At 71.4% G+C, this 13,371-nt stretch carries 13 protein-coding genes; 8 read left to right on the top strand and 5 right to left on the bottom strand.

The window, feature by feature from the left end; genetic code table 11:
• Positions 1 to 321 precede the first annotated feature (321 nt).
• On the top strand, positions 322 to 1,092 hold the full coding sequence (locus tag CAP_RS21435) for a Kelch repeat-containing protein (protein WP_197041293.1): 771 nt from the start codon (positions 322 to 324) through the stop codon (positions 1,090 to 1,092).
• Here CAP_RS21435 and CAP_RS21430 read toward each other — a convergent pair.
• The 4 genes from CAP_RS21430 to CAP_RS21415 all read right to left on the bottom strand — a co-directional run bounded on the left by CAP_RS21430 (position 1,048) and on the right by CAP_RS21415 (position 5,463).
• The gene (locus tag CAP_RS21430) at positions 1,048 to 2,040 is read right to left on the bottom strand and encodes an NAD(P)H-quinone oxidoreductase (protein WP_044244154.1); all 993 of its coding nucleotides are present in this window, start codon (positions 2,038 to 2,040) and stop codon (positions 1,048 to 1,050) included. The genes CAP_RS21435 and CAP_RS21430 overlap by 45 nt on opposite strands.
• Positions 2,041 to 2,090: 50 nt before the next feature.
• Positions 2,091 to 4,436: a xanthine dehydrogenase family protein molybdopterin-binding subunit gene (locus CAP_RS21425; protein ID WP_044244051.1), complete on the bottom strand. Its 2,346-nt coding sequence runs from the start codon at positions 4,434 to 4,436 to the stop codon at positions 2,091 to 2,093.
• Complete coding sequence (locus tag CAP_RS21420; protein WP_044244049.1) at positions 4,433 to 4,900, bottom strand: (2Fe-2S)-binding protein; 468 nt, start codon at positions 4,898 to 4,900, stop codon at positions 4,433 to 4,435. The genes CAP_RS21425 and CAP_RS21420 overlap by 4 nt, the downstream gene beginning before the upstream one ends.
• 77 nt (positions 4,901 to 4,977) lie before the next feature.
• Positions 4,978 to 5,463 (bottom strand): hypothetical protein, encoded by a 486-nt coding sequence (locus CAP_RS21415; protein ID WP_197041292.1) that lies wholly within the window; start codon positions 5,461 to 5,463, stop codon positions 4,978 to 4,980.
• 321 nt (positions 5,464 to 5,784) lie between these two features.
• Between CAP_RS21415 and CAP_RS21410 the strand changes: the two genes are divergently transcribed.
• From CAP_RS21410 to CAP_RS45200, 5 genes are all read left to right on the top strand, one after another.
• Complete coding sequence (locus CAP_RS21410; RefSeq protein WP_044244045.1) at positions 5,785 to 7,473, top strand: hypothetical protein; 1,689 nt, start codon at positions 5,785 to 5,787, stop codon at positions 7,471 to 7,473.
• Positions 7,474 to 7,578: 105 nt separating this feature from the next.
• The gene (locus CAP_RS21405; RefSeq protein WP_044244044.1) at positions 7,579 to 7,911 is read left to right on the top strand and encodes an anti-sigma factor family protein; all 333 of its coding nucleotides are present in this window, start codon (positions 7,579 to 7,581) and stop codon (positions 7,909 to 7,911) included.
• Positions 7,911 to 8,612 carry a sigma-70 family RNA polymerase sigma factor gene (locus CAP_RS21400; protein WP_052375617.1) on the top strand — a complete coding sequence of 234 codons (702 nt, stop codon included), beginning with the start codon at positions 7,911 to 7,913 and terminating at the stop codon, positions 8,610 to 8,612. The genes CAP_RS21405 and CAP_RS21400 overlap by 1 nt, the downstream gene beginning before the upstream one ends.
• Positions 8,613 to 8,754: 142 nt before the next feature.
• Positions 8,755 to 9,237: a hypothetical protein gene (locus CAP_RS21395; protein ID WP_044244042.1), complete on the top strand. Its 483-nt coding sequence runs from the start codon at positions 8,755 to 8,757 to the stop codon at positions 9,235 to 9,237.
• Positions 9,238 to 9,544: 307 nt separating this feature from the next.
• Positions 9,545 to 11,326: a Kelch repeat-containing protein gene (locus CAP_RS45200; protein WP_052375616.1), complete on the top strand. Its 1,782-nt coding sequence runs from the start codon at positions 9,545 to 9,547 to the stop codon at positions 11,324 to 11,326.
• 133 nt (positions 11,327 to 11,459) lie between these two features.
• On the opposite strand, the gene CAP_RS21385 is transcribed toward CAP_RS45200, so the two are convergent.
• The gene (locus tag CAP_RS21385) at positions 11,460 to 12,329 is read right to left on the bottom strand and encodes a hypothetical protein (protein ID WP_044244040.1); all 870 of its coding nucleotides are present in this window, start codon (positions 12,327 to 12,329) and stop codon (positions 11,460 to 11,462) included.
• A gap of 17 nt (positions 12,330 to 12,346) precedes the next feature.
• On the opposite strand from CAP_RS21385, the gene CAP_RS52445 reads away from it, so the two are divergent.
• Positions 12,347 to 12,505 (top strand): hypothetical protein, encoded by a 159-nt coding sequence (locus tag CAP_RS52445; RefSeq protein WP_197041291.1) that lies wholly within the window; start codon positions 12,347 to 12,349, stop codon positions 12,503 to 12,505.
• Between the two features lie 294 nt (positions 12,506 to 12,799).
• Positions 12,800 to 13,300 carry a hypothetical protein gene (locus tag CAP_RS21380; protein ID WP_044244038.1) on the top strand — a complete coding sequence of 167 codons (501 nt, stop codon included), beginning with the start codon at positions 12,800 to 12,802 and terminating at the stop codon, positions 13,298 to 13,300.
• Positions 13,301 to 13,371: the final 71 nt, after the last annotated feature.

The raw sequence follows: 13,371 nt of genomic DNA, 5'->3' as shown, positions 1-13,371 counted from the left end.
GCGCACAGCCACGCGCCTACCTCCGCACAGCGCCACGTCTGCGTCTGCCCATCTCAGGCATGACACCCGTCTTCAACGTGCTTGCGCGCGCATGATAGAGCTACGAATTCACTCGAACCACCGGGTGCGATTGCCCCTTCGAGGAGGTATTTCCATGAATCGTCGTCAGTTCGTGTTCCTGCGTTCAGGGATCCTGTGCAGTGCAGTGTTTACGGCACTCGGTTGCGGCGCGGAGGGCAGCGCAACGGAGATCTCGTCCGAGAGGCGGATGGGCCCACGGGGGGCATCTTCACGCGCTCGGGGGAATGCGATGCAGACTGGGTGGCCACCGCGCCCATACCCACCGCGCGACAGGGCCACACGGCCACGCTCCTGCCCAGCGGCCAGGTGGTCTTCCTGGGAGGCGGGAACGATGATCTCCCTGATCCGAAGACCGTCCACACCTACGATCCGGCCACGGACACCTGGGAGACCGGCGGCGAGCTGCTCGTCAACCCGTTCCGCGGTCGAGCCGTGCCGCTGCTGGACGGCAGGATCCTCACCGCCCCGTATACGCAGGTCTACGATCCTGCCACGGAGCTCGCGGCGTACGTCCCCCTGACGCCCGTCGAGGAGAACCTGGGCTACCAGCTCTCCGGCGGCATGACCTTGACGCTCCTGCCGAACGGCAAGGTGCTGCGCACCGGCGGCAGTGAGGACTACTTCAGAACCGAGGAGGCGGTGCTCTTCGACCCGCTGACCGACACCTGGTCTGCCGCGGGCGCGCTCTCCGTGAAGCGCCATGACCACATGGCGACGCTCCTCCCGGACGGCTCGGTGCTCATCGCGGGAGGCAGCCACGCCCTCTCCATCAGCTCCACGGTGACGCTCGCCAGCGTCGAGCGCTACTGCGGCGCCTTCGTGATCCCCTCCGAGGGCACGGGTGGCGGCGGTGGTGCGGGTGGCTCGGGCGGCGCTGGCGGCTCCGACGGCACCGGCGGTGACGAGGGACCGGGGGGTTCCGACGACGACGGCGGCTCCGGAGGCTGCAACCAGTCCGCCCCCGGCTCAGCCCCGCGCGTCGCGCGCGTCGAGCAGCACCTTCCCGAATGACGCATTCGACGCCACGTACGCGTGCGCCTCCTTCGCCTCGCCCAGCGGGAAGACCTTGTCGACCACCGGCTTCACCATGCCGCGCGCGAGCCAGGGACCGATCGTCTTGTCGAGGAGCTGCGCGAGCGCGATCTTCTCCGCCAGCTCCCGCGCGCGGATCACCGTCCCCACGATCTCGATCCGCTTGCGCAGCAGCACCCCGAGGTCGATCTCTCCCTGCGTCCCTCCCGTCAGCCCCACGCAGACGATGCGCGCCCGCGGCGCCGCCACGGCCAGGTTGTCCTTCAGGTACGCAGCGCCCACCAGGTCGAGCACCACGTCGATCCCCCCTCCGGCCACCTCCTTCACCTTGTCCGCGAACGTGCCCTTCTCCGCGACCACCCCGGCGTCCATGCCGAGTTCCTTGCACCGTTCGAGCTTGTCCGCGGTGCGGCTCGTACCGATCACCGTGCACCCCAGCGCACGCGCGATCTGCACCCCGGCGGTGCCGACCCCGCTCCCCACCGCGTGGATGAGCACCCGCTCCCCGGCCACGAGCCGACCCCGCACCAGCAACGCATCGAGCGCCGTCAGGAAGGCCTCCGGCACGGCCCCGGCCTCCTCGTCGGACAGGTTCTCCGGCACCCTGGCCACCTCTCCCTCGTGGGCGATGACCTTCTCGGCATACGCCCCCCCGCCCACCAGCCCGTAGACCCGCTCCCCGCCCGAGAACCGCCGCACCCCGGCCCCCACCGACTCCACCACCCCCACGTACTCGAGCCCCGGGATGTCGGGCGGCGCGCCCGGCGGCGCCGGATACGCCCCTGCCCGCTGCAGCAGGTCCGCGCGGTTCACCCCCGCCGCATGCACCCGCACCCGCACGTGCCCGAACGGAGGCTCGGGATCGGGGACGTCACGGATTTCCAGGACCTCGGGACCACCAGGTGTTCGGATGAAGACAGCGCGCATGCCCTCAGACATAGCGCGAACACCGCGACGGCACAGGCTTGCCCCGCCTCCTACTTCACCGGCCCCGCCTCCTGCCGCAGCGCCCCCAGCCGCGCTGGCGTCAGCGGCAGCTCCCTCGCCCGCAGCCCGCACGCCTCGAACACCGCGTTCGCCAGCGCCGCCGCCGTCGGCCCCTGCGCTGCCTCCCCGGCCCCCAGGAACGGCTGCCCCGGCTTGTCGAGGATCGCCACCTCCACGGGCGGCACCTCCGAGAACGTCAGGATCGGGTAGCTGCTCCAGTCGCGCGACACGATCCGCGCCCCATCGTGCTTCACCGCCTCCTTCAGGCTCCAGCTCAGCGCCTGGATCACCCCGCCCTCGATCTGGTTCGCCAGCCCGTCCGGGTTGACCACCTCTCCCGCCTCCACCGCCACCACAGCCCGCGTCACCTTCACCGCCAGGCTCCCTGGATCCACCACCACCTCCAGGCACACCGCGCAGTAGCTCCCCACGTTCTTGTAGCGCGCGAAGCCGATCCCCCGCCCGTGCCCCGCCTCCCGCCCCTCCCGCGCCTTCCCCCAGCCGAACCGCTCGGCCGCCGCCTCGATCACCGCCGTCGCCCGCGCGTCCCTCATCTGCCGCAGCCGGAACGCCACCGGATCCACCTTCGCCGCGTGGGCCAGCTCGTCCACGAATGACTCCAGCGCGAACACGTTTGCGTAGGCCCCGAGGCTCCGGTGCGCCGACACCCGCAGCGGCATCGCGCTCACGAAGTGGGTCGTCACCTTCTGCCCCGGAAAGGCGTAGAGCGGGATCGCGTTCCGGTCGGCCGAGAAGTTCGGCGGCCGGCTCGCCCTCGGCGCCGGCTGCGCGAACGGCTTCGCCAGCGACCGCCCCGGGAGCAGGTTCCCCGGATGGCCCCCGGGCCGCGTGTTGTGCGTCGTCGACCAGAGATCGTAGGACCAGTCGAGCACGTCCCCGTTCGCGTCCACCCCGGCACGCGCCTTCATCACCATCGCCGACCCGTACGGCTCCTGCGCGTGCTCGTCCTCGCGCGACCACTGCACCCGCACCGCCCGCCCCGGCAGCGCCCGCGCCAGCAGCGCCGCGTCGGCCGCCGCGTCGTCGGCGCCATTGTGCCCGTAGCACCCCGACCCGTTCATGTGCACCGCCCGCACCTTGTCCGCCGCGAGCCCCAGCATCCGCGCGATCGCCTGCGCGGTCGCGAACACGCTCTGGCTGTGGGTGTGCACGGTCAGCGCTGCCCCATCCCACGCCGCCACCGCGCACGAGGGACCGATCGAGGCGTGCATCTGGTACGGCCGCCGGTACGTCGCCTCCACCGTCCGCACCGGCGCCTCCCCGCCCCCGCGCGCCACCTCCTGGATCACCACCTCCTCCGCCGGCTGCGCGACGAGCCACGCATACGGATCGACAGGCAGCGCCGCCGTCTCCCGCCACCGCGCCGAGTGCCTCAGCGCCACGGCAGCCTTCACCGCCTGCCACTCCTTGCCCGCGATCACCCCCAGGAAGTCGCCGTCGCGCACCACCTTCAGCACCCCGGGCATCCGCGCCACCCCGGCCTCGTCCGCCTCGACCAGCGTCGCCCCGTACGACGGCGCCCGCACCACCCTGCCGTGCACGAACGACGCCGGGCGCAGGTCCTGCACGAAGATCTCCTCCCCCGTGATCTTCGCCGGCAGGTCGCGCCGCGGCACCGCCTTGCCGATGTACCGCCGCGCCTCCACCGCCTTGAGCGCCACCCCGCCCTGCGCCTCCCGGTTCAGCGCCTTCCCGCCCACCAGGCTCCAGTAGGTCACCGCTCCGGTACCCGCTCCCCCCGCTCCCCCCGCTCCCCCCGCTCCTCCTACTCGCCCCGCGCGCGCTCCCCGCTCCGCGACCGTCCCGTCGTTCACCGTGAGCCGCTCCGCCGGCACCTTGAGCTGCGCGCTGGCCATGGACAGCAGCAGCGCCCGCACCTCGGCCGCCGCGTGCCGCACCGCCGTCCCTCCCTCGGACATCGACTGGCTCCCCGTCGTCGTCCCCTCGTTCGGACAGACCCGCGTGTCTCCCGAGACGATGGTCAGCCGCGCGAGATCCACGTCCAGCTCGTCGGCGCAGATCTGCCCGAGCGCCGTCAGCGCCCCCTGCCCCAGCTCCACCTTCCCGACCTGCAGCGTCACCTTCCCATCCGCCCCGATCCGCAACCAGGCGTCGAGCTGCGGGTTCCTCGCCAGATCTCCTGGCAGGCCGCCCTTCCCCCCTGCCTTCCCGCCCTTCCCGCCCTCCCCTTCCTTGCCGCCCTTGTTCCCCTTCGCGCCGCCTTTCCCCTGCGTCGCGGCCTCCTCGACCCCCAGCGAGAACGCCAGCACGAGCGCCCCTTGCAAGAGCGCCCGCCGCCCGAGCTGCGCGCTCATGTCCCCATCTCCTGCGCCGCCCGCTGGATGGCCCGCACGATCCGGTTGTGCGACCCGCACCGGCACAGGTTCGCGTCCAGCGCCGCCCGGATCTCCGCCTCCGAGGGCCGCGCCTTCACCCCGAGCAGCGCCGCTGCCGCCATGATCATCCCCGGGATGCAGTACCCGCACTGCCCCGCCTGCTCCGCCAGGAACGCCTGCTGCAGCGCGTGCAGCTTCCCGTCCGCGCCCCGCAGCCCCTCCAGCGTGGTGATCTTCCGCGCCGTCAGCGACGCCGCCGGCACGAAGCACGAGCGCAGCGGCACCCCGTCGCTCAGCACCGTGCACGCCCCGCACTGCCCCACCCCGCAGCCGTACTTCGCCCCGTTCAGCCCCAGCTCGTCCCGCAGCACGTAGAGCAGCGGCGTGTCCTCCTCGGCCTCCACCACCTGCGGCTTCCCATTGACGTTCAGCGTGAAGGCCACCGGATCACCTTTCCCTCACGGCCGCGCCCTGCCCGTGCAGGGGCGACGCCAGGTCCGGCAAGCCTACCCTGCTCGCCTCAAGGCGCCTGCCCTTTCCCCTCCTCGATGTCCTGGATCCACAGGTACGGCCCCCCCGGACGCGCGATGAAGCGCGACGGCTCCACCCGGAAGCCCACGACCGTCAGGGCGCGACCGAGGAGCCTCTCCTCCCTCTCCTTCAGCGGCATGTGCGCCACGTGGAACCTCTCCCCTCCGGCAGCAATGAACAGGATCGTCCTCTCGCCCGCGAGCTTCGTCCCTTCCGGATACGTGAACGGCTCGAACTTCCCTTCGAGCCGCTCCTCGCTCCGCACCTCCACATAGGGCGCATCCTCCTTGAGGTCCGCGATGGTCAGCACCGCGACCCGCAGGTGACGCAGCACCAGTGCCTGACCCTCGGGCTCGTAGGCCATCCCCTCGACGCGCACCCGGCGCCCGTCCATTGCGTGGAGGGGTGTCTCTGCCCCCTCGGCGATGACCCACTCACTCCCGTCGTCCCGCCGCAGCAGCACCCCCCTGAACACCTTCCTGCCTCTACCCTGGCTCTCCTCGCTAGGGGCGACCACCGTCCCTTCGAGGCGCACCCTCCCCTGCGCATCCGTGGCCCCTGCGGGAGCGCCGCCTTGGGGGGTGCTGGCCGTGGGCGTCGCGCTCCCCGGCACCTGCTGACTGGCGGCTGGGCTCCTGCTGCACGCGCCGAGGACCAGGACTGCGAGAGCCAGACACCACCGGGGGGAGCGCATCCTGCGATGGTACAGTGACCACCGCTGCCCTGGTGCCTGCTCCTCGAAGGCTCGTGACCGACGAGTTCCCCCTCATCACCGCGCCCGTGCGGCCCTCATCCCATGTCCCTCTTCGAGACACTCCTCCAGACCCTGCTCGGCCCCGACTGCACCGCCACCCTCACCCGCTCCGAGGAAGGTCACCCGGCCCTCGAACTCTCCACCGGCGGCACCGTGGTCCTCGAACCCGAGTACCTCGTCGTCGACGAGGACGCCGACTACGAACGGTTTCCCCAGCTCTGCGCCCTCGGCGCCGGCCTGCGCCACCTCCACGACTTCCTCGACCGCTTCCCGGCCATGGTGCAGCGCGGCGACGAGCGCGCGGAGCTCTCGCTCGACGTGCCCATCTCGAAGCCCCTCTGGAGCGACGAGGGCCTCTGGGCCAACGTCCGCCTGTTCACCTGGTCCGGCGACACCCTCGTCAACGTCATGGAGCAGGAGAACCTCCTCGTCACCCGCGAGGCCCTCTACGCGCACGACTGGCAGGCCCGCCTCGACGCCTTCGATGCCCGGCGCGCCGCATGGGCCGACGCCTTCGACACCCTGCAGCCCGAGGCCGCCCAGCTCGAGATCCCCCCGGAGCCCCAGCTCCCGATCGACGACGGCTGGGACGCCTTCGCCGAGGCGCTCGGCCTCGCCCCCGACGCCCTCCAGGCCCGCGTCGCCGTGCACGCCGAGGCCGCCGCGGCGCAGCTCCCCCGCGTCCGCGCGCACTACGAGCAACTCTACAGCCTCAAGCTCCCCTCGGGCATCGCCTATCTCGCCGCCCTGGTCTCGGCCCTCGGCGACCTCCCCCAGGACCCACCGGATCCTCTCTGGGAGTCCCCGCCTGGCCTGTCCCGCGGCAGCGACTGGCTCGACGCAGGGCTCTCCGTGCGCCTCGCGGGCATCTCCGGGTGGTTCGCCCCCGACGCGCTCTCACGCGAGACCCATGACGCCTCGGTCATGCACGACGAGGTCCCTCCCGGCGGCGAGGGCCCCCTCGATGCGCGCCTCGACATGCGCTACCGCCGCAACGCTCCCCAGTTCGTCGCCTTCCTCGGCGGCGACTCCGACGGCCTTCACTGGGGCTTCTGGTACGACAGCCCCGACCACTTCCCCGTCATCGCCCACAACTACGCGCGTGACAGCGCCGAGACCTGGCTGGACGCAGATCCCGAGATCCCCGCGTTCCTCCGCGGCAAGATCGCCAAGGCCACCCAGCAGATCCTGGAGGAGCTCGCGACGCTCGAGAACGACGAGAACCGGCACTTCGCCCTCAAGATCTGGCGCTGCCTGCGCGTGATCGAGGCCCACCTCGACGCGCTCGACGCGCTCGACACGCTCGACGCCCTCTCCCCGCCCCACCCGGGCGCCGCCCTGCGCGCCCCGGCCGACGAGCCCCGGTGCCCCTGGCCCCGCACCGACCGCTACCCCGTGGGCAGCCCGCCCCTCGCCCTCCGACCGGACGCCGGCACGGTCCCCTCCAGTGTCCCCGGCTTCAGCCTCGCCCACGACGGAGACCCCTCCCCCGCCCACCTGAAAGCCTCCCTGGAGGAAGCCCAGCGCGACCTCGCCGAGGGCCGCCCCGCCCACGCCCACGCCCTCGGCCTTTACCTCCACTGGCGCGACGCCGACGACCTCCGCGACGACGCGGGGGCCCTCCTCCTCGCCACCTATGAGGCCCTCGGCTTCCACCCCTTCGCCGCCATCCTCAAGGTCCACCTCCTCCACCGCGACCTCGGCAGCGTCGGCGTCTTCAAGAACGACTGACGGCCGTTGCGCGGAGGGGCCCTCCCACCCTGCTGCTCGACGCTGGACCTCTGAAACGTCGCGACCTCGTGTAACGTTTCCCTCGGTCGGAGGGTCCCAGCACCCGTGTTCCTCACCTGTGAACAGTTCGCCCGGAACCTCTCGGAACTCGAAGACGGCCACGTCTCCGACCTGCGCCGCGCCGAGGCCCGCTTCCACCTCGCCTGGTGTACCGCCTGCCGCCGCTACGTCGCGCAGTTCCGCGCCGTCCGCCACCACCTCGCCGCCCTGAAGTCGACCCCCACGCTCCCCGACCGCGACCGCGACCGCGCCCTCGCCACCTTCCGGAGCTGGTCCCCCGACGCCTCTGCGCTCCCCGGCGCCGCCGACGCCCCCGACGCCCCCGCAGCCGACGACGACCCCTCTCCCTCCCTGTCCCCGGACGACCCGCCCGCGTGATGCACCCCGACGACCAGCGCGTGGTCCAGGACCTCCTCGCCCGCGACGAGCAGGCCTACCTCCTGCTCGTCCAGCGCCTCCACCCCCGCCTCATGGCCGTCACCCGCCGCATCGTCCGCGACGACCAGGCCGCCGAGGACGCCGTCCAGGAGACCTGGGGCCGCGTCCTCCGTTCCCTCCCCGGCTTCGACGGCCGCAGCCGCCTCGACACCTGGATCTTCCAGATCGCCCTCAACCGCGCCCGCACCCGCGCCGCCAAGGAGAAGCGCGAGGTCCCCCTCTCCGCCTTCGCCGACGACGACCGTGACCCCCTCGAAGGCCTCTTCACCGGCATCGGCCGCTTCCGCACCGCCCCCGCCGCCTGGCCCGCCGACGTCACCCCCGAGGCCACCCTCGCCCAGCACCAGCTCGCCGCTCTCGTCACCGCCGCCCTCGACACCCTCCCCGAGCGCCAGCGCGTGGTGGTCACCATGCGCGACGTCGAGGGCCTCGACGCCGAGGCCACCCGCGCCGCCCTCGGCATCACCGAGGAGAACCAGCGCGTCCTCCTCCACCGCGGCCGCACCCAGCTCCGCATGGCCGTCGAGCGCGCCCTCCTCGCCGAGTCCCACCGCGCCGAAGACCCCTCGCCGGCTCCTTCTCCGGCCCCCTCCCCTGCCCCTTCTCCGGCCCCCTCCAAAAAAAACCGATCGCTCGTGTAACGCCTGCGCCTCTGCCGGGTCTCACCCCCCGACAGCGAGGAAGACCCGCTGAACCGACCCGGTGGCCTCCCGCCGACATCCGCCTCTCCCCGAGCAGACGATGTCGCGGCCTGGCCCCCCCTCACCCGAAGGACGCACCGCCATGTCTACCCTCTCCACCCTCGGCATCGTTCACACCGCCATCAGCCTCGCCGCCATCCCCACCGGCATCGCCTCCTTCGTGCGCCACGGCCGCATCGCCCCCGAGACCCACGTCGGCAAGGTCTACCTCGGCGCCACCTTGCTCGGCGCCCTCACCGCCTTCGGCGTCATCAAGACCCCCGTCGGCCTGGGCATCGTGCTGATGACGCTCCTCGCGCTGGCCGCGGGCGTCACGGCCTCGCGCCTGCCCTGGTCCGACCTTGCCCGGCGCTACGTCGAGACCATCGCCCTGAGCGTGAGCTTCTTCTTCGTGCTCCTGCCCGGGATCACCGAGACCTTGACCCGCCTGCCCGTGGGCGCGCCCATCGCCCCCAGCCTGAACGCGCCCATCCTCCTCGCCGCGCAGTCCAGCCTGGTGCTCGCCCTCGCCGCCGGCCTTGCCACGCAGATCTCCCGCCTCCGCGCCGTCCCCCGACTCGCGTGAGCCTGGCGCCCTGCGCCGCCCCCGGCTCACCTGAGCCTGGCGCCCTGCGCCGCCCCCGGCTCACCTGAGCCCACTTCTCCCCGCGCTGCCGTCCCAGGCACGAGGCCCCTACACCGTCCCATCATCTCTCCCCTTCCTTCGCGTCCTGCCCCGGTCCTCGCCTCTCCCGGGCTGCAAAGCGCAGACGCGCTCTCTACCCTGCGGGAAGCAATGCTGGAGCACCCGCGCCACCGCGCGAGCCCCAGACGACGACCACGCTCCGGCGCCCCACCGAACCAGGTGCCGGCACACCACAGGAGACCCCGGGATGACCAAGCACCTCACCACGCACACCCGCACCACCCGGCTCTTGCTGATCAGCCTCGTCCCCGTCGGACTCGCAGCTTGCATCGTGACAGAGCACGGCGGCGATGCGCTCGACACCCCCGCGCTGGACGACAACCCGACCCACGACGAAGCACTGTCACCCGAAGTCGCCGCGACGGGCGCGGGAGCCCTGGCAGCGACCGCCCTTCGCCTGCACTTCGAGACGCAGGCCGATCACGTCCTTCGGGTCCCTGGCGACGACACCTTCGAGGCCTCCGCGCAGGGCTTCACCTTCCGTGGCACGCCCGGCGGCGGCCCTCTCCGCGTGGAGGCGCACCTCCCCCGCGCTGGCGCCGCCCCCATCGTCATGCGCTCCCCGGACGGCTTCGAAGTCCGCGTCCGCGAGCTCGACATGCACGGCGACGCCCACCGCGCCGAGCACGCCATCGCTTACGCACGCGCCGGAGGCACCTCCTTCTGGACCGTCACCGCCGCGGGCCTGGAAGAATGGCTCCACCTCGGGCGCGGCGTCGCACGCTCGGGAGATATTGTCGCTTCCTGGGAGATCGAAGGCGCGGCGTCCGTCTCTCTCCACGGCACGGCGGTGCGGCTCGACGACGTGCGCGGCGTCGCGCGCCTCTGGGTCACCGCTCCCAGCGCCTACGCCGAAGGAGGCCGGCAGCTCCCGGTCCACCTCGGCGTCGAGGGCACGCACCTCACCTTGCGCGTCGACGACGTGCGCGGGGAAGAGGTCCTCATCGATCCCTCCTGGACCGCTGCCGCCCCCATGTTCACCGCGCGCAAGAGCCACACCGCCACCCTGCTGAACGACGGCCGCGTCCTCGTCACCGGCGGCACGGGCACCTCGGGCGCGCTGAGCAGCATCGAGCTGTACAACCCCCTCTTCAACGCCTGGTCCGTCGCAGCCAGCATGACGTCGAGCCGCAGCGGCCACACCGCGACCCTCCTCCCGGGCGGCAAGGTACTGCTGATCGGCGCTGGCGCAGCCGAGCTGTACGACCCCCCGACGAACACCTGGGCTGCCACCGGGGCGATGATCACCGCCCCTACGAAGCACACCGCCACGCTGCTCGCGAACGGCACCGTCTTCGTGGCCAGCGGCGACAACAACAGCACGCAGCTCTACAACCCAGCCACCAACACCTGGATTTCCCGCGCCGCGATGGACCCTGCGATGCGCGCCGGGGCCGCCGTGCGCCTCGCAGATGGCAGGGTGCTGGTGACCCGCCTCAGGCTGACGCAGATCTACAAACCCACCCTGAACACCTGGAGCGCCACGATCGCCACGCAGCGCGATCACAGTGAGCCGCTCGCCTCCCTCCTCGCCGACGGCCGTGTGCTCCTCGTCGGCGGCGATTATGAGTACCTCTACGAGCCTTACGAGGAATACCCGTATCGCTTTCAGCGCGCCGAGGTGTACGACCCGACGCTCGGCGCCTGGTCCACAGTGCCTTCCCTCGCCTTTGAAGGCGGCTTCTTCGGCGGCACGCTCTCACCGCTCCCGAACGGCACCCACTTCATCGCTGGGGGCTACAGAATCAGCACCAGCGCCTATCCTTACGCCTGGACGACATCTCGCACCTTCTACCCTCTCACCGGCACGGTCTCTTCCATCACCTCGTCTGACGCTGGGCGTGCCTATCACACCGCGACCCCCCTCGGCCCCACCTCCTCCAAGGTGCTGATCGCCGGAGGGAGCACGATCAGCCCTCCCCAGCACGGCACACCGATCAACACAACCCAGCTTTACGACCTGCTCTGAGCCGCCCCGCCCAGATGCTGCGCGCCCCGCGTCCTCGGTCAGCTTCCCTCGAAATCCCAGAGGACTCCTCGGTCAGCCTCCCTGGCCGCGGGGCGCTCGCGACGCTTTTCCCGTCAGCTCTCGAGAGGACGTTTCAGGAGGAGGGCGCGGACGGAGAGAAGAGCGCCCGCACATCCTCAATGACCACCGCGCGCCGCAACCATTGCGTCAGCTCGTCGGGGTCCTGGCTGGCGAGGACGCGTGTCCGTACCTCTTCAGGAATCTCCAGCCCCCTCGCCTCCAGCACGGTCAGCACCGAGTGCGTCCCGCTCTCGACGCTGCCTTGCTTGTAGTACTTCTTCGCAAAATCGCTCTGGTACTGATAGCCGCTCTTCATCATGGCCTCCAGGCTTCGCTTCGCCGCCTCATTCAGCGACGCCAGCACCACGTCCATGTACAACCGTTGCTGCGAGGGGTCGAGTCCCGCCGCAGCCGTGAGCGCAGAAATCGCCATCCGCAATCCATCCTTGCTCCGTCCGTGCGCCATCACCGACAGCACCGCCAGCTCCGGACGCTTCCGCGCCTCACGTGGCACGACGATTTTTGGAACGGAATCAGGGCCGAGCACGTAAGGGCGCAGCGTCCAGTCTGGAGGCCCGAGGTCGATGGGTCTGCCGCTCCATCTCGCAATGGCAGGGTCCGTCGTCACGACCAGCAAGCACGCGCGGCAACGGTAATGGGTACGCACCGCCATCACATACGCCGGCCAGGTGAACAGCTTCTCCGGATCACGGCAGAGCTGCGCTTCCACCACGATGGCCAGCACCGGTCGCCCATCGAGGAGCAAGATCACCAGGTCGGCGTGACGCGCAGCAGGCAAGATCTCGGTCAGCTCCGCCGGCTCCACCCGCGCCTCGGTGAACGGTGGAACGGGCACGCCGAACATCTCGCGCAGCATCTCCGCAGCGAGCGTCGGTCGGTTCCGGAACAGCAGCAGCAGGGCTTCATGCGTCAGCGAAGGCACAGGGTCTCCTCCTCGGGGTGACCACCGCGCTGGCAGACGGCGTGCCCACGCAGGGCAACGCAATATCAGCGAGGAATCCCGTGCTTTTTGACATTCACGGCGAGCGCCACACCTGGCGGCGCCATGGCGAATTGACGGACCTGCTGCGCTGCCCCTCCTCGATCCGGACGATCTGACCTGGCGGCGCCATGGCGGCACTGGCGGACTTGCCAGGCGCCCCGAGGCAAAAAGGCCGACGAGGTACGTCAGCCTTCCTCCCCAGCCCCCTCCCGCACCCCCTCCACAAAAAAAACGGTCGCCCGTGTAACGCCTGCGCCTCTGCCGGGTCTCACCCCCGACAGCAAGGAAACCCGCTGAAACGAACCCGGCGGCCCCCCGCCGACATCCGCCTCCCCTGGAGCATCCGTCTCCCCTGGGAGAAGACGATGTCGCGCGGCCTGGCCCCCCCCTCATCCGAAGGACGCACCGCCATGTCTACCCTCTCCACCCTCGGCATCGTTCACACCGCCATCAGCCTCGCCGCCATCCCCACCGGCATCGCCTCCTTCGCACGCCACGGCCGCATCGCTCCCGAGACCCGCGTCGGCAAGGTCTACCTCGCGGCCACCTTGCTCGGCGCCCTCACCGCCTTCGGCGTCCTCAAGACCCCTGTCGGCCTGGGTATTATCCTGATGACCCTCCTCGCGCTCGCCGCGGGGATCTCGGCCTCGTACTTGCCCTGGTCCGCCCTCGCCCGGCGCTACGTCGAGACCATCAGCCTGAGCGTGAGCTTCTTCTTCGTGCTCCTGCCCGGGGTGACCGAGACCTTGACCCGCCTGCCCGTCGGCGCCCCCATCGCCCCCAGCCTCAACGCGCCCATCCTCCTGGCCGCGCAGTCCAGCCTGGTGCTCGCCCTCGCCGCCGGCCTCGCCCTGCAGATCTCCCGCCTCCGCGCCGCCCCCCGCCTGCGCGCCGTCCCCCGCCTCGCCTGACCCAGCGCCCCTACCTCACCGCCGTCCCCGCCTCGCGTGAACTGGCGCCCTGCGCCTCCCCCGCCCAAGTC

The sequence above is a fragment of the Chondromyces apiculatus DSM 436 genome (assembly GCF_000601485.1).
Classification (GTDB): domain Bacteria; phylum Myxococcota_A; class Polyangia; order Polyangiales; family Polyangiaceae; genus Chondromyces; species Chondromyces apiculatus.
The sequence above is the reverse complement of the archived record's forward strand: the minus strand, read 5'-3'. Positions and strand labels throughout refer to the sequence as shown.